This is a genomic window from Nitrospira sp., from assembly GCA_016788885.1.
Taxonomy (GTDB): Bacteria; Nitrospirota; Nitrospiria; order Nitrospirales; family Nitrospiraceae; genus Nitrospira_A.
On record JAEURX010000042.1, the window covers coordinates 15,513 to 37,377 of the forward strand.

19 protein-coding genes are annotated in these 21,865 nt (G+C 55.4%); 5 read left to right on the plus strand and 14 right to left on the minus strand.

The window, feature by feature from the left end:
• Positions 1–257: 257 nt before the first annotated feature.
• A complete protein-coding gene (locus tag JNL86_11480; protein ID MBL8043527.1) occupies positions 258–1,022 on the minus strand; it encodes a hypothetical protein in 765 nt (254 codons plus the stop codon).
• A 228-nt stretch (positions 1,023–1,250) separates the two neighbouring features.
• Here JNL86_11480 and JNL86_11485 point away from each other — a divergent pair, with 228 nt between their 5' ends.
• The 4 genes from JNL86_11485 (at position 1,251) to JNL86_11500 (ending at position 4,553) form a co-directional block, all read left to right on the plus strand.
• A complete protein-coding gene (locus JNL86_11485) occupies positions 1,251–2,966 on the plus strand; it encodes a protein kinase (protein MBL8043528.1) in 1,716 nt (571 codons plus the stop codon).
• A gap of 17 nt (positions 2,967–2,983) precedes the next feature.
• Positions 2,984–3,631, plus strand: a complete 648-nt coding sequence (locus JNL86_11490; GenBank protein ID MBL8043529.1) for a type VI secretion system contractile sheath small subunit — start codon at positions 2,984–2,986, stop codon at positions 3,629–3,631.
• Positions 3,632–3,639: 8 nt separating this feature from the next.
• Positions 3,640–4,281: a type VI secretion system contractile sheath large subunit gene (locus tag JNL86_11495; protein MBL8043530.1), complete on the plus strand. Its 642-nt coding sequence runs from the start codon at positions 3,640–3,642 to the stop codon at positions 4,279–4,281.
• Between the two features lie 62 nt (positions 4,282–4,343).
• A complete protein-coding gene (locus JNL86_11500) occupies positions 4,344–4,553 on the plus strand; it encodes a type VI secretion system contractile sheath large subunit (GenBank protein MBL8043531.1) in 210 nt (69 codons plus the stop codon).
• A gap of 21 nt (positions 4,554–4,574) precedes the next feature.
• Here the strand turns inward: JNL86_11500 and JNL86_11505 are convergent, their stop codons facing one another.
• Entirely contained in the window at positions 4,575–6,524 is a 1,950-nt protein-coding gene (locus JNL86_11505) for a caspase family protein (GenBank protein MBL8043532.1), read from the minus strand.
• Positions 6,525–6,757: 233 nt separating this feature from the next.
• Between JNL86_11505 and JNL86_11510 the strand changes: the two genes are divergently transcribed.
• On the plus strand, positions 6,758–8,137 hold the full coding sequence (locus JNL86_11510) for an autotransporter outer membrane beta-barrel domain-containing protein (GenBank protein ID MBL8043533.1): 1,380 nt from the start codon (positions 6,758–6,760) through the stop codon (positions 8,135–8,137).
• Between the two features lie 775 nt (positions 8,138–8,912).
• On the opposite strand, the gene JNL86_11515 is transcribed toward JNL86_11510, so the two are convergent.
• The 12 genes from JNL86_11515 to tssI form a co-directional block, all read right to left on the minus strand.
• A complete protein-coding gene (locus JNL86_11515) occupies positions 8,913–9,800 on the minus strand; it encodes an N-acetylmuramidase family protein (protein ID MBL8043534.1) in 888 nt (295 codons plus the stop codon).
• A 132-nt stretch (positions 9,801–9,932) separates the two neighbouring features.
• Positions 9,933–10,466: a hypothetical protein gene (locus JNL86_11520; protein ID MBL8043535.1), complete on the minus strand. Its 534-nt coding sequence runs from the start codon at positions 10,464–10,466 to the stop codon at positions 9,933–9,935.
• 215 nt (positions 10,467–10,681) lie between these two features.
• Positions 10,682–11,275: an O-acetyl-ADP-ribose deacetylase gene (locus JNL86_11525; GenBank protein ID MBL8043536.1), complete on the minus strand. Its 594-nt coding sequence runs from the start codon at positions 11,273–11,275 to the stop codon at positions 10,682–10,684.
• Between the two features lie 100 nt (positions 11,276–11,375).
• Entirely contained in the window at positions 11,376–12,656 is a 1,281-nt protein-coding gene (locus tag JNL86_11530) for a TIGR02270 family protein (protein MBL8043537.1), read from the minus strand.
• Between the two features lie 207 nt (positions 12,657–12,863).
• The gene (locus JNL86_11535) at positions 12,864–13,328 is read right to left on the minus strand and encodes a hypothetical protein (GenBank protein ID MBL8043538.1); all 465 of its coding nucleotides are present in this window, start codon (positions 13,326–13,328) and stop codon (positions 12,864–12,866) included.
• Positions 13,329–13,638: 310 nt separating this feature from the next.
• Positions 13,639–14,589, minus strand: coding sequence for a DUF3396 domain-containing protein (locus tag JNL86_11540; GenBank protein MBL8043539.1), 951 nt, complete (start codon positions 14,587–14,589; stop codon positions 13,639–13,641).
• Between the two features lie 543 nt (positions 14,590–15,132).
• Positions 15,133–15,552 carry a DUF4150 domain-containing protein gene (locus JNL86_11545; GenBank protein MBL8043540.1) on the minus strand — a complete coding sequence of 140 codons (420 nt, stop codon included), beginning with the start codon at positions 15,550–15,552 and terminating at the stop codon, positions 15,133–15,135.
• Between the two features lie 15 nt (positions 15,553–15,567).
• Positions 15,568–16,527 carry a hypothetical protein gene (locus tag JNL86_11550; GenBank protein ID MBL8043541.1) on the minus strand — a complete coding sequence of 320 codons (960 nt, stop codon included), beginning with the start codon at positions 16,525–16,527 and terminating at the stop codon, positions 15,568–15,570.
• 95 nt (positions 16,528–16,622) lie between these two features.
• On the minus strand, positions 16,623–17,630 hold the full coding sequence (locus tag JNL86_11555; GenBank protein ID MBL8043542.1) for a DUF2169 domain-containing protein: 1,008 nt from the start codon (positions 17,628–17,630) through the stop codon (positions 16,623–16,625).
• Complete coding sequence (locus tag JNL86_11560; GenBank protein ID MBL8043543.1) at positions 17,618–18,937, minus strand: methyltransferase domain-containing protein; 1,320 nt, start codon at positions 18,935–18,937, stop codon at positions 17,618–17,620. Before JNL86_11560 ends, JNL86_11555 begins: the two co-directional genes overlap by 13 nt.
• A 112-nt stretch (positions 18,938–19,049) precedes the next feature.
• Positions 19,050–19,544, minus strand: a complete 495-nt coding sequence (locus tag JNL86_11565; GenBank protein MBL8043544.1) for a hypothetical protein — start codon at positions 19,542–19,544, stop codon at positions 19,050–19,052.
• Between the two features lie 12 nt (positions 19,545–19,556).
• On the minus strand, positions 19,557–21,836 hold the full coding sequence (gene tssI, locus JNL86_11570; GenBank protein MBL8043545.1) for a type VI secretion system tip protein VgrG: 2,280 nt from the start codon (positions 21,834–21,836) through the stop codon (positions 19,557–19,559).
• Between the last annotated feature and the right edge of the window lie 29 nt (positions 21,837–21,865).

The window sequence follows — 21,865 nt, forward strand, 5'->3', positions numbered from 1 at the left end:
TGTGATCCGCTCACATCCTAGTGGTGGACTGCAACCTGAGCGAACGGAAAGACTAGCAGGATGTTGAAAAAGTCCGTCAGCGGCGTTCTCGTGTCGCTCAGAGGCTCAACGTACGGCAAAGAGTACGCTTCGCCTCTTCGCTCGCTGCGGCCTTGCTGGACGGATTTTTTGACCATCCTGCGAGCTGTTCCGCTCCCATCCGCGATCTTGTGCGGTCGTTCGTGTCCGGGGACATAAAATGGTTTTTCAACAGCCTGCTAGGCAAGCGCTTGTTGAAGTTGCAAGCGTAATGGATCTTCGACGTGCTCGATCAACTCAAGCGAAATCAACTCCACAAAAGCAAGGACACCGGAGAAGCGTGTCGTCATCAGCAGCACATCATCCGCGGGACGGAACGATGTGAGAGGAGCGGTGATGGTGACAAAGGACAAGGCCCCTAAACCGGGCAAGGGTTTCATGTCCATCTGGTAGCGCAACGCTGCCAAAAGTTGGACCAGATTTGGCTGGCTCTTCATGAGAAGCTGCATCACCAGTGCATTGACAACGAATTGCCGCAAGACCTCGGTCTTCCGTTCCATCCGGCTCTCCACCATCGAATGCACTTGGGACAGTGTCAGCCCCGACTCAAAGCTCAGCACCCATTGCACGGGAGAAGTAATCGTCACATCCTTGGAGTCACGTTCTGACTTGGCTCTGTGAGTATACTCCCACCGATAGATGGCAGGCTGACTATCGAGTTGGGCGAGGGCGGTATCGGGAAATTCGAGCGGCAACCCGAACGGACTACGGCTCACCTCGCGATACAGTTCTTTCAAACGGGTAAGAGCAAGATCTGACCCGTTGACGTCATCGCGTGATCCGACATGTCGGCCTAACAACCGTCGAGGAGCCAACAACGGTTTAAGGGTTTCTATATACACGCGTAACCGGCTGTCCAAGATGCGGGACACGGCATCAGTCTTTTCACGAAGCGAGGCGACCTGGTCCAGGGTGAGCGTTTCTCCCGTACGCGAGCTCTCCATCTGGTACACCTCCCAAGCGCGGCGCCATTATCGAGCGCGATCGCCTGAAAATCAAGGCTAGCGTGACGAACCCAGATGCGCGAGGCTCGCATTCCAGTCAGGCCTGATCGCCAGTTTATCGCCTTCCTGTCACGTCACGAGCCCGCAGGGCGATCCTTGTTCTTCTTGAAGCGTTTCAGCTAGGCTACTACGTCACTGCCCCTGCGTCCCTCTCCCGGGAGATGTTGAATGACCAATCAAGTCTTCTCCGGCAAGTACATCGTCCAGGACGTACTTGCGAAGGGCGGGATGGGAGTCATTTACAAAGCCTTGGATCGCACCCTCAATCGAATCGTCGCCATCAAGGTTGTCCACGAACATCTCTCCGGCGATCCCTCGTTTACCGAGCGTTTTCTGCGCGAGGCCCGCGCCATGGCTCGGCTGGATCATCAGAATATCGTGACCATCCATGCAGTCGAGGAAGAACGGGGCACTCCGTATATCGTCATGGAATATCTTTCAGGCAGCAATCTCCGTGCCTTCATGCAAGCCCGCAAACCGGTTCCTGTTCGAACGAGTGTCGAAATTGCGCTCCAGGTGGCTGAAGCCCTGGCTTACGCCCACCATGAAGGGATCGTGCACCGCGACATCAAGCCGGCCAATATTCTTGTCGACAGCCACGGCCGGGTCAAAATCACGGACTTCGGAATTGCGGCGGCACTCGACGAAGTGTCGATTACGACGGTCGGCCAAGTGCTCGGCACGCCGGAATACATGTCTCCTGAACAAGCCAGCGGGGGCAAAGTTGACGGTCGTGCGGATCTCTATTCCCTCGGCATCGTGCTGCACGAGATGGTTGTCGGACACCATCCATTCGGAAATCTGCCAAAGACGGTGATCCAGAGCCAATTGCACGATACGAACCAGGAAATCAGGCTTGCCTTTCCGGACCATGTCCCGTCGTCGCTGAAAGCCATCATCGAGGACCTCGTGCGAAGAGACCGGGACTATCGCACCCCGACGGCCCGATTGCTTGTGAGCCAGCTCAAGGAATGCCTCCACACACTGCCGCCATCAATTGAACCAACCGAAGAAGAACGCACTATTCTCGTGACGCCTCATCCCGAAGGGCAGCCTGAACAGCGAATGCCGCCGCCTGTCTCTTCAGAGGCGCCCTATCGGTCTTCTTCGCCTTTCACTCAGTCCCCATTAGAGACAACACACCCACCGCAAAAGAGCGCGGACGAAGTCGTTTCTGCGCCGTTAGGTCCGGAGGATAAAACGGACGTGCATCCGCAACATCCGGCGCAAAGGAAGCCGGAATCTCCTCATGTGCCGCAACCCTTCTGGCAAAGATATAACGTCCTTCCGCTCGTCGCCATAGCATTGGCAGGGGTTCTGGCATTAGTGGGCATCATCCTCTACGTCAATATCGTCGACCGACCGCAACCTCCGGATCCCCCTAAGAAGGAAGAGCCCCTGGTTAATCCTCCAGGACCGCCTGCTGACAGGGGGACCGGAGACCAGGACAATTTATCTACAGGAGAGACCCCAGAGCCGGACAGAAAAGTTGTGCCGTCACCCCCGCCACAACTGACAGGCTCGAAAGGCACCAGCCGACCGTCAACCGGGCCAAAGACCATCGCTCCGTCACGACAGCAGCTGGACCAGCTCCTCAGTGACTTTCAAACAGCCTATGAGAGACAGGATTTGTCCTCCTTGCAGCGCTTGTCCGACATCAGCCCAGACCGCCAGATGTTTTTGGATATGATGTCGAACAATTATTCGCTCATCACAACCTCCATCCAGGATATCGAAGTCAGGAACAATCAGGCCACGGCAACATTGATTCACGAGCAATTGATCGATAAGAACGGTGAGAAAGTTGCTCCCGATCAAATCCTGCGGAGCATTCGGATCAGAGTGCGTAAGGACGGCGACCATTGGAGCAAGGTGCTCTGGTAAAGGAAAGGGACAGAACTATGACCACACACCGTCCCACCGGCAGCGTCGATGTTGTCCTCACAGCCGGAGAATCCCGTCCGTTGAGACGACCGGCTCAAGACATTCCATTTCGCATGTTACTCATGGGCAATTTCAGCGGCAGGGAGAGTTCGCCGGAAGGCGCCAGACGAAGGCCACCGATCACCTGGCGCCCGCTGCGAGTGGATCGGGACAATCTTCAGAGCATTCCCGGCAAGCTCTCTGCCACACTTGAGGGGCCCCTCCTCGGAGAGAACACGCCCCCCATCACGCTGAGGTTCACCGATCTCGATGACTTTCATCCTGATCGCCTGGTTCCTCAGATCGAGCCCCTGCAAAAGCTCTCTGACCTGCGCCGGCGCCTGACCAGCCCAGCCACATTCTCTGCGGCTGTCGATGAAGTCCACGCATGGACACAGCCCCGGCAACCAACGGAAACCCGATCGTTCGCCGCCGCCCCCCACCCCGGCAGGCAACCCTCACTGACTCACCAACCAGCGGTCTCCTCGACCACATACTCGAACAGGCTCCCACGTCCTTGCACGATCTTGGATCTTCTGAATGGCAGTTATTTCTCCGCTCCATCATCAGGCCACACCTGGTCCCGAAAGCACATCCGCTGGAAAAAGAGCTGGTCGCACAGGTGAATGACGCCATGAGTCAGATCCTGCGAACCCTGCTCCACCATCCAACATTCCAAGAACTGAGAGCGGCCTGGCTGGGGCTCTCATTTCTCGTGGATCGGCTTGAGACCGATTCGCGGCTTCAGCTCTACCTGCTAGATCTCTCCAAGGGTGAACTATCAGCAGATCTGCCCCGCAGCGACGATCTGTATACGACCCGGCTCTACCGCCTCCTGGTCCAAGAGACGGTCCGCACTCCCGGCGCGCATCCGTGGGCCGTGGTTGGTGGAGTCTATACGTTCGATCGAACGGGTAACGATGTTGAGATGCTGGATCGGATTGCCCACATTGCCAAGGAAGCCGGAGCGCCGTTTCTGGCCGCCGCCTCACCCTGCATAGCGGGATGCTCTTCGTTCGGATCAAGGCTGGATCCGGATGACTGGGAAGGGCCGGCGGCCCATCAGGAGGAGCAGCAGCGGTGGGAACGGCTGCGACAGATTGAGGACGCGTCGTATCTCGGTCTCTCTCTGCCGCGATTCTTACTCTGCCTGCCGTTCGGACGTGAGACAGAAGCGATCAGCGCCTTTGACTTTGAGGAAATGGCAGGCGGCCCAAACCATGATGATTATTGCTGGGGCAACCCGATCTTCGCCTGTCTTGTGCTCTTGGGGTAGGCCTTTTCAGCGGATGGCGGCAGCTTCGACCCGGATCAATTCGGGATCTCGACGGGCTTCCCTTGCCTGTCTATCAGGATGAGGCGGGGGATTCCGTGACCAAGCCCTGTGCTGAAGCCTGGCTCACAGAAAAGGCCGCCGAACGGCTGCTTGAAGCGGGCCTGATGCCCCTCCTCTCCTACAAAAACCAGGATCGCATCTGTCTCGTGCGGTTCCAGTCGATCGCATCGCCGTTGAAACCGTTGCAAGGCCGGTGGAGTGAGGCCGGATAGGACCACAACACGAGCGAACGATCACCGTCTGGCCTGTGTCGGCACAAAGACAAAATCACCCAACCCTTCGTGGCCGGCCATGTGTATAGGACCATAGGTCGGGACCTGCTCCACCTTCATTCGCTCGGCTGCTTCTGCGACTCGCGCCCTCACCGTCCAGAATAACCGCTCCGTTTCCAATGCAGTCGTGTTTTCCGAAAGCACAGCTAGGAAAGCCGCCGCAAAAATGGAATGCCCCGCGCCACCGTCATCGAGAACCGGTTTGGCACCGCCGGATGTGAGGGTGGTGCGAATTTTCCTGTCGGCAATCGACCTCAGCAGCAATTGCCTGGCTTGGTCTTGCACCTCAGGATTGAGCCTGGCCATGGCTGAACGAACGAGTTTACCGGCGAAACAGGAATCGGCAACGACGAGCACTTGCTTAGCCGGAATCAACTCCAGCAAGTCGGTCACGGCCGGGAACTCGATCCACTCCGTATTGTCCAGAAGGTCTCCTTCAACCGGGATCCAATACCCTCGATCGATTTCAGGTTCAAGAAACCCATGCCCTGCATAGTAAATGAGTAAATCGTCCCGCTCAGACAGAGTCTTCCGATAGTCATTGAGCGCTTTTAACGTCTCCTTTCTACTGGAATCCTTGATCACCTTGACATGGAAACCATATTGATCCTGCAACACGTTCGCTACAGCAGTCGCATCCGCAATGGCGGTGTTCAGCGGAGTCCATTGGCGATAGTGATCATTTCCGATAACAAGAGCATGGTACTGCCCAACCCTTGAGAGACCAGTTGTGGTCTCTCCCTCGCCGGCAGCCGCTGCACCAGACCTCACCATCAGCTTCATGTTGCCCTGTTTGTCCTGCCTATCGATGGCGACAAGATCCATGGGCACAGCCGATCTGGTCCCCTGGCTTGTCTGGACAGGCAACGAGAAGGTTCCCTGTTCGTCGACGACCACCGAGGCTCCATTGGCGGTGAGTGACCGAAGACCAGCGTGAGCGATCACACGTCCCGTGAGACGCAGCGGCCGTCCCGGTTGGATCACGACTGGAATCCGGCCTTGCTCAACTCGTATTCCCCTCGTCACCATGACGGGCGGATCGACGATCTGGAGAAAAGGCCCAGCAAGACCAAGATCCTGAGGAGGAGATTGCCGGATCAATGAAACTTGTTTTTGGGCAGCCTCCTTCAAAGACAGCACCTGCATCTGCAGCTTTGCCACTTCGCTCTCACGGGCTTTGAGCAGTCGCTCCTGCTTGGCAATCACATCGCTGACTGTTGACGCAGGCCGGTTATCCGAAGTTCTCCCCTCCTCCTTCAACTGCTGCAGCCTGCGCCGCTCGTCATCGAGTAGGCTGGTCCGTTCGGCCAGCCGACTACGGGTCTGTTCGAGTTCTTGTTGAACGATATCCAATCGAACCTGTGGATCTCCCGCCGGAGCGCTGTTGCTTCCGCTCTCCACATCGGCCAGATTCCCTTCCCTCAGCCCGCTTGCCTTGGCAAACCACTTTCCGGCCTCAGCGCTACTTTTCTCGACGCCGATTCCCTGTTCATACAACCGCCCTAAATTCACTGCCGCTCGACTGACGCCGCGCTCAGCAGCCTGTCGATACCAGGATGCCGCCTTGGGATAGTTCGGCCGTCCATCGGCGCCCTTCTCATACAAGACTCCCACGTAGTACTGCGCATCTGGGTCCCCTCCCTCTGCCGCACTGATCCATACCGTGAGCGCCGTCCGGTAGTCTGCCCGATCAAGCGCGACGTACTCTCCACCACGAATCGCGCAATCTTCCGCTGTCGTCCTGATTGGCCGACGGTCAGTGAGATAGGTCACACGAGTGCCAAGTTGCCTGATCTGCCCGGGAAGAAGACAATCGACCACATCAAACGGATTGGCAGATCGTGGGTCTTTTAACTCGAGCTTTGACGTGCCATCGAGCTGCTCTGACGCACAGCCTACGAGCAGTCCCATCAGAAGTGCAGTCAGCCCATCACGGAGTTTTGCTCGAATATGTTGTGGAGCGGTTCTCATTCGAGACGGTACATTTATCCCTATTGAGGAGACTCACGTTACCCTATAATAGTCACCGCTTCAATATGATGAGGCAGATCTATAGCCGTGATACAGGCGCCTCACCTCCGGACAATCTCGAATCGGCACCGGCAGTCGCTTACCACCTATCCAGAAGGAAGGAGGACCGTGGCATGATGTATCAGGATTCACAAAGCGGGAAGCGGACCTTCATTCTCGCCATAAGTCTTGGCATCGGTCTTCTACAGTTTGCTCAGCCCATGGCCTCGACCGCGCAGGTATTGAATCAACGAGTGAATGAGTTATTGGCGAATAACTGCGCGGGCCTGGGAGCGAACGTGGTCGGAGGAAACGCACTCTTGCTTGGCCCCAATCTTAACGCACTCTGTCAGTTTCCGAACACCGGCGCTGCTTCATCGACTGGAGGTGGAGCCGCCTCAGTTCAAGGATCTGCCGCATCGATTCTCAACAGAGCCTTGCTGCAACGATTGAATGAGATTGAAGAAGAGGAGGGGCAGGAGCATAAGCGCTCATCCTCACTCATGTTCAATCCGATCGGCTCATTGATGTCAGGGTTCGCGGGCAACCAGTCCGTGTCGTCTCCCTTTTATGCAGCTACGACAGCGGGAGGTGGGTCAGCGGCTTCGTTCAATACCGGCAGCCGCAGCCGCTGGAACGGGGTGGGATTTTTCGCCAGCGGACTCGTGGAATCACTGAACCGGGACATCACCACCTTTCAGGATGGTTATAAATCCACTATTCTCGGCATTACGGCGGGGGCCGATTATCGATTCAGCAAAAAACTCGTCGCCGGTCTTGCCTTGAGCTATTCAAATACCGATGGCTCCTTCCGCAGCGGTGGTGACTTCAGCACAAACTCCTATGGCGGGATTTTGTTCGCATCCTATGTGCCAACGGACAAAACCTTTGTCCAGATCACTGGTGGTTATACGCGAAACAATTATCTGGTGGCACGTGCCGCCTCAGCTGATTCCCGAACTGCTGGAGGAACGACCGGAGGAAATATTGTGAATGGTATCGCTTCCAGTAATTCCAACGGCGATGTCTTCAACCTTGGGTTCATGACGGGATACGATCATCCGATCGGCCGGTTTACCATCGGCCCTCGTCTAGGCCTCAATTACAGCCATACCCAGATTCACAATTACAGAGAATCCGGTGGGACAGGAATCGAACTCAAGTATGACGACCAAAGTATTAACTCATTGCAAAGCGTCTTAGGCGTCCAGGGATCAGCCGCGTTCAGTACGGGTTTGGGAGTCCTAGTTCCGCAATTTAATGCGGATTACATCCATGAGTTTGCCAATTCTCAGCGTTTTATCGGGGTCCAGTTTGCCGAAGACTTGCGCGCCACGCCGACCAAATTCACGTTCCAAAACGATGTTCCCGTTCGGAACTATTTCAATCTGGGGACTGGTCTCGTCATGGTCTTGCCCAACGGCTGGCAGCCGTTCGTGAATTTCCGGGCGATGGTAGGCAACGAGCAGTTTACTAATTACGCAGGGACATTCGGGCTGCGGATCGAACTCTAAAGCTGAGGTTTGCGGACGATGAACATCGAGGTACAAACCCTAAGAATTCGTCAGCCTGGCGGTGTTCCGAGGTTCGTTCTCTTTGAATGCAAAGCCTTGATGCAGGATTCCCCCTCTGATTGAGATTTGGCATTTCGACAGTGATTGGTTTCGTCATCATATTGCTTTCGCTATGGAGGGCAGCTCCCTTGAGAGAGCGGAGAGTTGGCGTCGCAGGCCACCACCTCATCAAGTTCTTGGAGATGATTGATGTAGGGGGCTACGCACGGAAAAGTCTTCTCGTACCCTACGGGACTCCCCTTTCGGACTGTGACTCCAGCCTGGTGCTGTGGCGGACTCTCCTCTCCCTCGTAGTAGCTATATACCGTGTACTGAGTGTCCTTTCGAGCAAAGGTCAATTCTCGCCTGTCGACTTGCGCACGAAAGTAATGTGCCATCTTGAACTGATCGACTGACTTGGCACGCTGAGCAGGGAACTCCAGCTCCAACGAGCCTGGGGCACCATAGCGGTACTGAATGTAGCGCTCCGGCGTTGTAAGCGACTTCGACGCACAGATGGATAACACTTTCTTCGAGCCAGTGATCTGGCAGCTGAAGATCACTTGCTCTGTTACTGAGCAACGAGACGGGGTGTTCTTGTCACCACCGCCGAATGCCGGAACGGCCAAATCCCCTAGAAACAGGACTGTCAAGAAAGCTGCGGCGCAGGACGTGACAGCAGATAGACTGCGTCGGATCGAAATACCCATAAGCCGGCACCCCTGAAGCCGATGAGTCAATTCTCAATGCTCCCCTTGCTCCTTTTGTACTCGTTGTACGCTGACTCCATCTTTTCGTCGTACTTGTTCTCCTTGTAAGCCGGACCATTATAGCCTAGGGCGAACTTCGCCCAGTCTTTCGATCTCAGATACTGAACCAGCTTGTTGTCTGTGCAAAACGCAACGAATGACCGAAGATGCCCAGCCTCCGAAACAAACATTGCATCGCAGAATGTAAACACATCATCGAACCCGTTGTGGTTGAAGCCCATAACCTGAAATTTTCCCCACGAGGCAGACTTCAATGCCGCTTCAGCATTAAGTGCGAATGCTTCGGTAAGGCGTGTCCACTGATCGATACTGTAATACCTCCTCGCGCCGGTCCAGCTGGCTTGTGATAAATGCGGGTGGCTTTTGTCGTACCGACCCTCCGTGAACCTGTTGAACCAAAGTGCTTCAAACAGGATCTTCGGTCGTCCCTGGTCATCAAATCCGGTTGTGCCTCCGGATTCGACCTTTGAAACGGCATAGATCACAGCAGGTTCCACCGCAAGTGTGGTCGCCTCTTTGGCGATGTCGGTGTCAGAGATACGTGGTGGGTTCGTTGAACTCGGTCTTGGAATCGCATAGGTGGTCGAAAATGGCTTCAACCCAACAGGAGGAAGGCAAATCGGCGACAGCACCGCTGTGGCATCTCCGATCCAGAACGAATCGCCGGGATGGCGTGACAGGCTTGTGGGATCCGCACTGTCCTGAACGCCGAGGGGCCCGGGAGTATCACCCAAGCAAGCAAGAACCGAGGGATCTGCCGCGTCATTGATTCCCAGGGGGCCAGGCGTGCGAGGCGGCCCCATCCAGCGGCGGTTTTTCAGTCCAGTGCTACCCCGAATTCTCGAAACAGCCATTGGTGTCCTCCCTCGCAACTCTATTCCGGAAACCGTTGTTCCCCAAGGGCACGTCATTCATGGTCGTGATAAGTTCGCACAATCTAAACCCACCGTGGATAGTTCATGGGGCGTTCACTGGCGGCGATCTATCTAGCGAACCTCCGGCCAACCCTTCGAGACCGGCAGCGGAGTGTATTCGATAAATTTGAAGGCGGTTCCAAACAGCGAGCCCCCTCGAATAATGCCCGGCACGTAGAGCTGGTAGACTTCATGAATGCTTTGCATAGGCGTCATGGTGGGCAGGTCACGCGGATCTTTGCCAGCACTCCTCACCTGTTTTCCTCTGCCCTTCCAACACAGGAGGGGCTGGATCACCTCCGCTCGGACATAGGCATTGACCTCGCTGTATTCGTACAGAATCGCGGCAAACAGCCGGACGGCATAGCTGAGCGAATAACCATGCTGTAAGGCGAAGTGCTTGATCTTTTGGAAGTACTCATATTCCAGCCACCAGGGACCATTGGCTGCACTCTCGGGGCTACCGGTGGAAGTGTCGATGAACCGGTACAGCACCTGACCGGGATGGAGTTCCACCTGCCGAACCATGTTCATCCCTTCCAAGGCTTTGTGGTAACCCTGACTCATCAACTCCTGATTGATCCACTTGGCCGTGTCGCGTGGCACAATCGTACCTCCATTCGCTCGATCTACTTATTGCGCATCAGCTGCGCCTCATAACGACGAGCCGATTGCCGCTCAGTCGCGGCTGACCTGGTTGGCGCATGGTCTCCTCGATTGACAGAGCAATCCGCTGCACTACTTGCGAGTGCGGAACGTCCCGGTCATCACAAGCAATACACATCCCAAATGGATCGTACGGAACAGCATGCCTCGCTCGCTCAACTCTTCGTCGGGAAGCATTGGTGCTTCAAGAACAGAACAGCGTCCCGTTCGGCAAAGAAGATTAACCGTATCTCTGTGAGGAGTGAGTCTCGCGCGAAAAATCGACTAATCGCCTCAGATGCCACCACGGCAGCCTCCTCACGAGGATAGCCGTAAATCCCTGTCGAAATCGCCGGGAAGGCAAGAGTTCGCAGTTTGTGCTGCACCGCGAGATGCAGGCAATTGGTGTAACAGGAAGCCAACAAGGATGCATCCTGTTCGCCATGCGCACCTTTGATAGGGCCAACAGTGTGGATCACATACCGCGCCGGCAATAAGCCGCCGGATGTGATGACGGCCTCACCTGTCGGGAGACCATGCGGATATCGCGTCCGCCGAATCTCTTCACATTGTTCCAGAATGACTGGACCACCCGCGTCATGGATCGCCCCGTCCACACCCCCACCGCCGAGTAAGGTGGAATTAGCAGCGTTGACGATGGCATCGACTCGTTGCGTACAGATGTCCCCCACCAGAACATGGATACGCCCATTCAAAAAGGTTCCCTGTACCGCCGCCGGTTTGGTGTGAGGAAAGATACTGTTACTCATGAGAACACGCGTAATAATTGCTGCCCGTCGTATTCAGACCGTTGCTCGGCTTGAAGCGCGGAGGGGCGAGGGCCATGGGATCGCTCCTCTTTCTCAGCCCCTATTTCAGCAGCGCCTGCTGTCGGAAGCCGGGAGCGCTAGTGTTGAAAAGTGCCGTGCCTGGTTGGCGCATGACCAATTCAAGCGCGGCCACGGCGCGGTGGCGTTGCCGTCCATTGCGAAGCACCTGTTGGAGCCAGTCAATGCTGACGGGGTTACCAAGCAGGTACCGCGTCCCGTTGGTGAATTTCTTTTGATGTTTGCCCCACCAATTGTTTATCAGCGCAGGATCCGGCCAAGCGAGATGTTCATCGGGATCCAGCTCAACATCCTCATCCTCAGGATTGTCTGTCGGACCGGCTTCGAAGCCTTCAGGCTTCTTGCCTTCTAACATGTCATTCACGAGGTCGGCTCCTGTAATGATCGCAAATGACTCTCCGGCAACCCGAGCCAGCGCAGGTCCAGACATCTGATCGATCAGCCATGGAATCGAAACAGGATCGCCGACGAGGCCGCTCACTTGCACAGCCAAACGACGAGTTTCCACCTTGCCGGCCAGTTCTTGTTGCCACGTCTTGGCCTGGGAAGAAGACATCCGTCGCGTGACCAATTCCATGGCGCCCTGTGAAAAGAGCTCGCCCTGTGTCGCGATCTTCTGTAATAAAGGGATGGTTGTCACGTCACCGAGCAACAACGCAGACCAGGTGGCTGCACATCGGCAGCCCTCATCGGCATCGTTCACGCCGGCTTTGGCCAAAACAAGTAAGTCTGTTCGCCCAAGCTCTCCGATGGCTCGTAGCGCTCGTGCACGAAGCAACGGAGAAGGAGACGATAAAGCGTCTTTCAGTGCTGAACCAGGATCTTGACGATGGATGACCGAAGCAGCAAGGCCGATGCGCTTCAGAATAGGAGATTCATTCCGTAGAAGGTTGAGAATCTGTTCCTTCACCTGCGTATGGGGAATCCATCCCAATGCCGAGACCAGGCCTCGTGCAAGCTCGGGCGATCTCGTCGCAACTTCGAGGACAGTAGTCATCCAGTCCTCATGGCCACTCTCAAAAGCCAGGACCGCCGCAGCAAACACTTCCCCTGGTCCTTCTAAACCGAGCGCCTCTTTACAGATCTCCCACCCTGGTTCGCCGGCAACCCTGAGTCCGTCCAGATGGGCCTCGAGACGTTCATCCAACCTGGCCACACTTCTCAACGAATAGTGCTGCGCACCCACAGCCCTCTCCCGCATAGTCCACAGAAACGCCGCTTCTTCGGCGTGTTGAGACACGATTTTTTCAATGATGCCTGACAGCGGGTTGGATTCCATTCTATTGACACCTAACATGATCATTGCCCTCCATCAGTTCTGACGAGAGGGAATAAAGCCTACCCCCCCAGGGCACTCCCGATTGTCACGTTTCGAGAGATCCTTAAGAGAATAGTTTCTCGTACCGACGGCCCTGTCACAGAGAAGCAGGAGAAAACACCTTCTTCGGCATTCTAAGTCACAGTGGGCTGAATCACAGATGGAGTTGTCAGACAACAGACCATGCGCTCATCACTCGATTGTCACAAGGACGATAGGTTCAACCGTGAGCGAGTAGTGTTGAAGGCAATTCAGCAAGGTATTCCAGGAAAATTCACTCGCTTCAAACAGAGAAAAGACAAGCTCGGCAGAGTACTCGTCGTAAGCGGCCAGGGTTTCTCGCCACACCTCCGCCTCGTAGGCCGACTTCACAGGAGGACCGTAGGCTCCCTGACCCATGAGAGCAACCCACTCCCCGACCCGCGCCACCAGACTCTCCAAAACGTCTCTTAGCACAGGCCGGGAGAACTCCACTACACAACGGCGCTCCTTCTGGTAATCCCCAGGGTCTTCCCGCTCAAGGCGGATCTGAAACCGTTGTGACAGCGGCGGGTATGCCGCCGCCTCAGTCCCCCATGTGGCGTCGGGCAAGTGCACTACCCGAGCCTGCTGGCCTGGCGTCAGATCGGAAACAGTGACATCGCGGACCGGCTGCATTCGTGCGGACCACCTCCAGACAAGATGGCGGACCAACTGGAAGGCGCGGACATCCACCTCATAGCCGCTAAGCAGAAAGGCTGGTTGCATTGGAGATGAGAGATTTGCACGCGTAAGGCCCAGAGAGGAGTCAGAAGGTGACGCCATCTCCCGGGCGAAGGCACCGTGGCCGCCTGCCGTTATGAATGAGCCAACCAGAACTTCGAGATTGGTCAGCTGCTCTGGAGTAGGTACCGCTCCAAGCCCGAACTCCAAGAGCAGGTCTTGCCGCGGAGCATTCGTCCAACTAATGGACAATCTTGGAAGAGGCTCAGCCGCCATTGGCGAACCTCCTTAACCACATCTTTGTTTTGTCACGGTGGTCCCCACCCGGGAGATCCAGGGCTCCATATCTCTCGATGATAGGTTCCTGCAATGATGCCACAGCATTGTATACTGAGCGGTAATCGGGAAGCAGCTCGCCGCGATTAACGTGTCCCCAAAGTGGGGCGGGGCCCGCTTGAAGGATCACGCCTGCGGTCACGGGAAGTACGCCCACCGAGTCAGTTAATTGCTGGCGCAAAGCTTTAATACCTCCAAGTCGGTCGGCAAATTCCCTCCCAAGCATGGTTAACCAATTGACACCCTTAATCCCCTCGCGTCGAAGAGCCACCGAGTCAACGACTGAACGGGATATGTCCAGCCCAGGGTGTTGTATTGACAGACCCCAAGCGGCTCTGTCGCTTTTCTCTTGATGATATGGGCTAAGTGAAAGGGCGAATCCCGCATGCCCGGAATGGAACGGAAAATGTTCACACGCGTCGACAGCAAAGGCGAGCAACTCTCCAGGCTTTTCCATCGCCCATCGCGCAGGGAACGCACAACGGACGACATTTGCATCAACACCGTAGCCAGGATACCCCTGCTCCTCGCCCCAAACAAAGAACGAGTGCTCGCTCGCATCATCGTACCGAGCACCATCCTTGAGTTCAATACTTAGGACATCGCGCGGAGGCGCCCCAGGCCTTAGCCAACCCCGTAACATGTCCAGGGCGCGTGGTGTGCAAGCTTTGTGACGCGTCATGTTCTCCGTGGCATACCACCGCAAAACGCCCGGCGGGCAAAGCGACAGGAATTTTTCGTAGATGTGCAAGACAGACCTGGGGATGGCCGAAAGGTCCTGTCCCGTGTAGAGGACCACGTCGCAGCAAACGGAGACTAGCCTCGAATCGCCCTCCCTGATATTGAATCCGGCTACAGTGCTGGTTGGCTGATCAGTCATCACATGGCTCCGATGCGCAGTTCATAGGAGACAACGCTGACACCTTACCACCATTCGCTATCCTGCTATATGCATTCCGCTGCCTATGACCCATCATGGACGGACCGGACCTTGTCATGTCAGAGGGCATCGGGATGGGCCCAGTAGGTACACTTTTCTTGACAGAGGCCGAGCAGGGAAACTTCGCATCGTAAACGTCATAGGATTGGGGCGGTGGCCCACCCACAACCACATCCGGTCTGCGCCCTTGCCCGGCTGGCAGTTGTGGGGCCCCAGGACGCTGCATAGTCGGAGGCGTTTTGTTCATGTCAAATGTCTTTTCACACTGGTAGTTCTTATTCTTTTTTTCTAGCGTTTTTTTTACACATGTGTGTTTCTTGGAGCCTAGGGCTGAACACTGGCTACCCGGAGGCATCGGGGCACCCGCTACGGTGGTGCTAACGTTGTAATCATTTCCATCTTCATTTTTCTGGTCGCACTTTTGAATCGCGCACTTGATATCGTGCTCAGTACTCGGTGTTGTCAGTTCATCCTGATCCAACATTACATTGCCGCCCCCGTATTCGGCGGACTTCCACTCGCCCCACAATTGTTCAACATAGGTTCGCCAAGTAGATGAACACTCTTTCCCTCAATCTTTACTGTCATAGAGCCGGGGGTGATGAACTTAGCAGGTCCATGGCAATTTGCTGATATGAGACCCCCTCCAGTTCCTTTGCTGGCCATATCACCTATGCTCTCGAAGGTTGCACCTCGAATCGCAACTGCATTGCCTTCGATTTTGACCGTCGTCGAGTAGTCTTTTGGCGAGAGTTCTGATTTCGCGATGTTGGGCAACGGCGCAGGCACAAAGGGCGCCGGCGGACCTGGCATCTTACAGACATTCGGCAACGTCGCCTTGGCAATGCCTCTGCTGCCTTTTGTGACCGGCGTTTTGGGTGGATGGATCGCTACGCTAGACATAGAGCGCGATTCTTTTTAGATCTTACTTGTGGTTTGGAGCACAGCTGCGCCTCGCAGACCACATTCAGAGCTCATCCACAGTAAGGTTTGAGGGCCTTTGGCATACCCACGGGTAGCGGCCTGGCAAGCAAGCATCACGAATAGCGGGCCAGAAGCAGCACCCATATCACCCCAACAGTCGGCTGGAGAATCGTATGTGGTCGGATCGTCAAAGTACTGCGGCAGCCGTAAACAGACAAAGCCCCATTCTTCACCACGGTAACGCTCGCCGTTAATGTCGCAGATTACCGCATTGATCCTTTCAGGGCCGGAGGGCAGGCCACCTACAGCGCGTCTTACGACCGAGGTCAACCCCTCACCGAGACATATCTCCGAGGTCTTAATGAGTTTGGTCTCCCTGCCCGTGGCAACCACAAGCACACGAGCCAAGACACTCAAGCCCAGTCGTGCGCAGGCTCGATCGGTCATCAGCAAACAAAACCCGGCCCCTTCACCCGGTACAAAGGCAGAGCGTGATACCGCCCCGGCGAGTTGCCGATTCTCATCGAGCCATTCCATGGTATCCGGTTGAAAATAGCTGTCCACCCCACCGACCAGACACGTCTCACACGCGCCCTGTTGAATCTGCTCAATGGCCATTGCCAGCGCAGCTAGCCCCGCAGCATGCCCTTGGGTATACACGTTCACCTCCGATATGGTGATCGGTAGTCCCTCAAACCGCATGAATCCTGACCGAACCGACGCGGCGTCCTGCTCGGTAAACCCCGGTCGGATCTCGGGCAGGCTTAGATACAGAGGGAGCCGTAGACCTGGTGCCTGCGCATCCTTTGTCAGTGGTGCGCAGGCCTCGCGAAGCGCGGTTTCGGCCAACGCCAGGAGCCGCTCTGGGCCCATCAAGCCAGGATCGAGCTGAACGTCGAGGGCTCCCGGCATCGGTTCGCCCATTCGGTCGATCATGAAGGGGTGCTCACCCATCCCGCTGATCCCGGCCCTATAAGCAGCCGCACTCGGTGCAGCCCGCATACCCAGGGGCGTTCGAGCACCGGTGGCTACGATAAAGACAGGAATACTCATCTGATATACGGCTTCTCCCGCACGACGGTTTCTTCTAGATAATCGACGTTCGTCCGGCAGGCCAACGAGGTCAGCCACACCATCATTACACGCGAATTGTCCGGCTCGATAATCACCGTTGAAACCCGGCTGCGGTGCTCTTCCCTACGCCCGTCAATGCGGGTGCTGAAGATACAGTGGACCTTCGGCAAGATGAATCGCAGTACTCCATTCGGAGTCAAGTTGACGAGCTCCACATCTTCGCCCCCGAATAGATGCATGTCAGGGCGTTGATCCTTGGGGGCACATTGCAGTGAGTGGGGATCCCAATCTTCAGGCAAGAGGGGAAGACGGTGCTGTTGCCAAGCCTTATCGTAAGTGCCCATCAGCTCGCGGCGAGGAGACCAATGGCTGTCGATTGCACCAAAACCGGCTGGGCCTGCCTTCTCGATACTTCCCTTGGGATACTGGAAATTCGGGAGCGGCTGCCCCAGCCGATTTTTTGATTTCGCAACGACGCCGCAGCCGACAGGATTGCGTGGATCCATACGCTGCTTTTTCGGATCAGGATCAGTTTGGTCGTATCCACCGTAGGCGCGTTCGTAGATGATCGGCAGCTGAGTGATGGGTTCGGCTTTTGAAGGTTTGAGACCGAACAATCCTCGCTTCCACCGCCGGTTCCCTACGACCCGAATCACCTTGTGTATTTGAGCGACACGAACCGAAACCAGAAATTCGGTGCTCGGTCGTCCCTTCGGAGCATAGGCCGTGCCATTGATCACTACATCTGTGGTGGGCTTGGGAGCGACAAGATCGGCATCATAGCGCAGACTCGATACCCCTGGCTCGCCGTTATACTCAGGAGCCAGCAGTGGATCGAGCTGTTCGTTCGCCAGCACAACTGTTCCGTCGGCCTTGATGTCATAGGTTCCCTTGACGGCCACAATCCACTCGTGCACGCCGTCTTTATCACGCCCCCACGTTTTCTTAGCCTTATACGGCGTATGGTTCGTTATGGACCACATTGCTGTGTTTCTTCCTGCGGGCACGTCCTCGTATAGATGCAATCCGCTTCGAACTCTGATGGGACCGACTCCCTTGTATGGTAGGGCGTCGTCACATATCCACCCCAGCGGGCTTCCAACCTGTTCAGCGACTCCGAACATTCGCCACACTCACTGGGCTCGATGCAACGGAGTTCGATGAGCCCATTGCGGTGTAAGATCCTTAAATCGTCTATCACATGGGTGACGTCAAGGAATGCATCACCAATGCGCACACCTCGCGGCCACCGAGGTTGCAGCCTGTTGAGCGCTGCCCAGATGACCTCCTCCTTGGCTTCTACTTGGTAGCCGGAAGGATGTTGGAACATCTGATGTTCTGTATCGCTCGAGGCACAAGGGCTGAGACAGGAGGCGATGAAGAGGTTCGCGAACTCCTCAATCGTAAGAGGCTGTCGCGTCCACGGACTTTTTGTCAGGATCGGCGTATGGAGCTGTCGATAGCTTAGAAGGTCCACTGTGTCTTCGAATCCACGCCCCATGATTCCATCTGCCCTGAGTCGAGGTCCCAAGTCTTCCGGAATCTTGCCAGAAGGGTAATTGAAATCTGCATCGGCTACATGTTGGAATCCGCAGCGTTCCGCAAGACCCAGAAATTCACTCCGCCAATAGGCGTGGTTATCGATGGCAAGGAATTCGTGGGCGACATAGGACACGTGGTTTTCACACACAAACTTAAATTCATTCGATAACAGTTGCGAATAGGGGTGCTCGCCTATCGTCAATGAAGCGACGACTTTGGCGGCCACATCCTGCGCCGCTTGGGCACGGTCCAGCAGGCTTGATATCTCAGCCGTTTGCGCGAGTAGAAACTCCCGTACCATTCCCCGGACATTCCAGCCAGGCCTTGTGTTGTAGTTCAGATACAGGAGACCTCCGTCGCGGAGGCGTTCGGCGCAGAGGCTCAGCAAGGCATCACGGACATCCTTGGGAACCCATGAGAAAACCCCGTGCGCGATGATGTAGTTGAACTGACCCGAGATTTGTTTGGCGGCTGTAAGGAAATCCGCATGGATAAATTCGATGTTGGGCAATCCCAATGCTGCCTTACGGGAATCGGCAATCTCGATCTGGCTGCGCGCGCCGTCGACCCCGACAAACGTCGCATTCCTGCGATAGTAGGCTAACGGCAAGAGATTTGATCCGTCTCCACATCCAAGTTCGAGCACTCGATAGGTATCAAGCGGCGGTCGCGGCCCACCATGAAGCAGGGAGGCGACGGCCAGTCGCTCGGGCGCTGTCCATTCGATGGGAAGAGATTTATAGGGCAACTCATCATACGGATTGAATGCACTTTTGCATTCGGGTTCCTGTAGTGACCCATTTGCTATATTCGCGTTCATCATAACGAGAGCCTGGCGTGCCGCGACCGAAAAGGACCTACTAGTTGATTTGGACTGACCCACCCTTAATCCGATTCACTCCAGATGATCGGCTTAGGACATAGGTTCCCTTAAGCAAGATCTTGCCGGCACGAGTCAGGGTTATACTCGCCTCACCACACCGAAGGACTATTTCCTTCTCCGCAGACAACACTATTTTTTCACCGTCACATTCCACAGAAACAGATTTAGATTGGGTCTTCTCATCCGGTACTGTGGTTGATTGCACAACGCCTATTATGATTGGCTTAAAAGCGCTGGCTTCCTCAAATACGAGAAGTACCTCTTTTCCAAGAGTTTCTCGACCTATTACGACAGTGGTTTTGGCGCATAGAGGAACGCCAGAATGATTCGACGCGAAGTTCACCAACGGCTCTCCCTGTCGTGTCAGATCGACAAGTTTTCCTATCACTACGCCATTGATAGCCTCACCATCGTGACGGTCCTCGCTCGCCATCAGGACCTCCAGCACATTCTCTCCAGCGATATCTCTCATCGTTCACTCCTCTTACGGATTCAAACCAATCTTCGAACCCTTGACCGTGATCTCGCCGTCGCCCTTGACCGAAATTTTGTTGCCGTTGATCGTGATATCTCCATTGCTTTTCATGCTAATTACTGCTTTCCCACATTTAATTGTCAGCTCGTCCTTGATGTTGATCACCCCTTTCTTGTCGCCGGTAATACCGATATCATCGCCCGCTTTCACGTTCATCTTTTTCCCGGATGAAATCGAAACGTCTTTTCCAGCGCTCTCCGTGATGTTATCGCCGGCACTTGACGCAATGTTTTTACCGGCATCCATCGCGATGTCTTTTCCCGCCTTCTCCGAGATGTTGCCCGTCGCATCCACTGACTTGTTGGCCTTTGTGTTCTCACTGCTGTTTCCAACAACATTGACAGACTTCAGCCCGCCGATTTCTTCAGCCTTCAACCCAACGATCGACTCATTCATCGCTCCGCCGACAGTCACTTGGTAACCGGCCCCGACACTCAATGCGCGGGCCAAGATGATCGTATGGGCTGAGGCGGTCTTCACGGTGATGGTTTCGTTGCCGCTGATGGTCTCGGTGTGGTTGCCTCCAATCGTCATGGTCTTATCACTATCAATGGTTTCTGTGTGCGTGGCGCCGACGTGGATTTTTTTGTTGGATCCGACATCTTCGCTCTGATCAACCTTGACGGTCTTCGTCCGGTTATTCCCGACGCTCAGCGATTCGTCATGGCCGACCGACTGGCTCTTATCGTTCTCAATGACGATGTTCCAGTCTTTCTGGCCGTGCAGATAAATCTCTTCGCCGCCCTTCTTATCCTCGAAACGCAACTCGTTGGAGCCCGCGCCCCCTTTGGAGCTGTTCGACTTGATCGTGCTCTTCGTCTGTTCGCCCGGCAGCAGATAAGGCGGCATTTGCTCCGCATTGTAAACTCGCCCCGTGATGATCGGCCGGTCGGGATCTCCTTCAATAAACTCCACGATGACTTCCTGCCCAATCCGCGGCAGAAACATCGCCCCCCATTGCTTGCCTGCCCAGTTCTGGGAGACACGAGTCCAGCAGGAGCTGTTCTCGTCGTACTTCCCTTCCCGATCCCAGTGGAATTGGACCTTCACCCGCCCATAGTTGTCCGTCCAGATTTCCTCGCCGGCCTTACCCACCACGACCGCCGTTTGCACACCTTGGATAATCGGCTTCGGCGTCACTTGCGGCGGTCTGAACGGAACTTTGTGGGGGATGCAGGTGAAGGAGTTGGTGTAGGCCGATTCGTCTTTGCCCACCGTGGTCGTCGTATAGGTGCCGCCCACTGTGGCGACGTGGTGCAGACTGGTCAGCAGATAGGCCTGATTCATGTCCTTGCGCACATAGTCTTTCAAGTCGAAACGATAGCCGGACGTGAACGCCCGGCAGGAGCTGGTGCCGGTAACGACGAAGTATTGCGCCTCCTCTTCCTCCATACGGAGCTTGGCGATGGCATCGCCTTGATTCTTCTTGGCGTATTCTCCGGGGTAGTCGTAGATTTCAAGTTTGCTGTTCCCGCCCACCTCGATCGTGCTTTTCATTTCCGCATCCAGGCTGGTGCTCGGGGTCTCGAAATTATAGTCGGTGACGGCATACTTGCCCGGCCGTAGAATTTGCTCCCATTGGAAACTCGTGATGACATCTTCCGCCAACGCACCGCTGCCCTGCGGGTCCCATTTGGCGTCCTTCTGCTCCGGGCAGGGCTGATGCGCTGTCGGATCGTTGGCGATCACCAAAGTATGTTTGTCTTTTTCATGTTCAAAGAAATACAACAGGCCGTACTGTTCCATCAGGCGCGACACGAAATTGAAATCAGTTTCCCGATACTGGACGCAGTAGTCCCTCGGCTCAAAGGTGCCCTGCAATTGCAGCTTATAATCCGTGAATCCCAGGTCTTTAAAAATTTGCCGGATAATATCCGGGATGGTTTTCTTCTGGAAGATTCGACAATCAGAAGTCCGCGTGAGGAACCAGGTCCAAGGCACCATGGTCGCCCGATAGTTGGCGAGCCCCCGGTCGCTTCCGGTCTGCATGAAGCGGCTGATGAACCCGTTGAAGTATCGTTTTTTCTCCGAGCCGAGCGTGACGCGAAGCGTGACGCGCTTGCCGATGATGTCCTCGAACTTAATATCAGGGTCGTGCGAGAGCAGGTCCAGATCGAAATTCGAGAGACGCGAAATCCCTTCCTGACCGGAAAAGCCGCGGAGGAGCAGAATATCCTTTCCAAGCGGCGTCTCGATCCCGATCAGCCTGTTCTCTTGTGTGTGTGGCATCCCTTCAACCCAATGAGCAGGAAACTCTT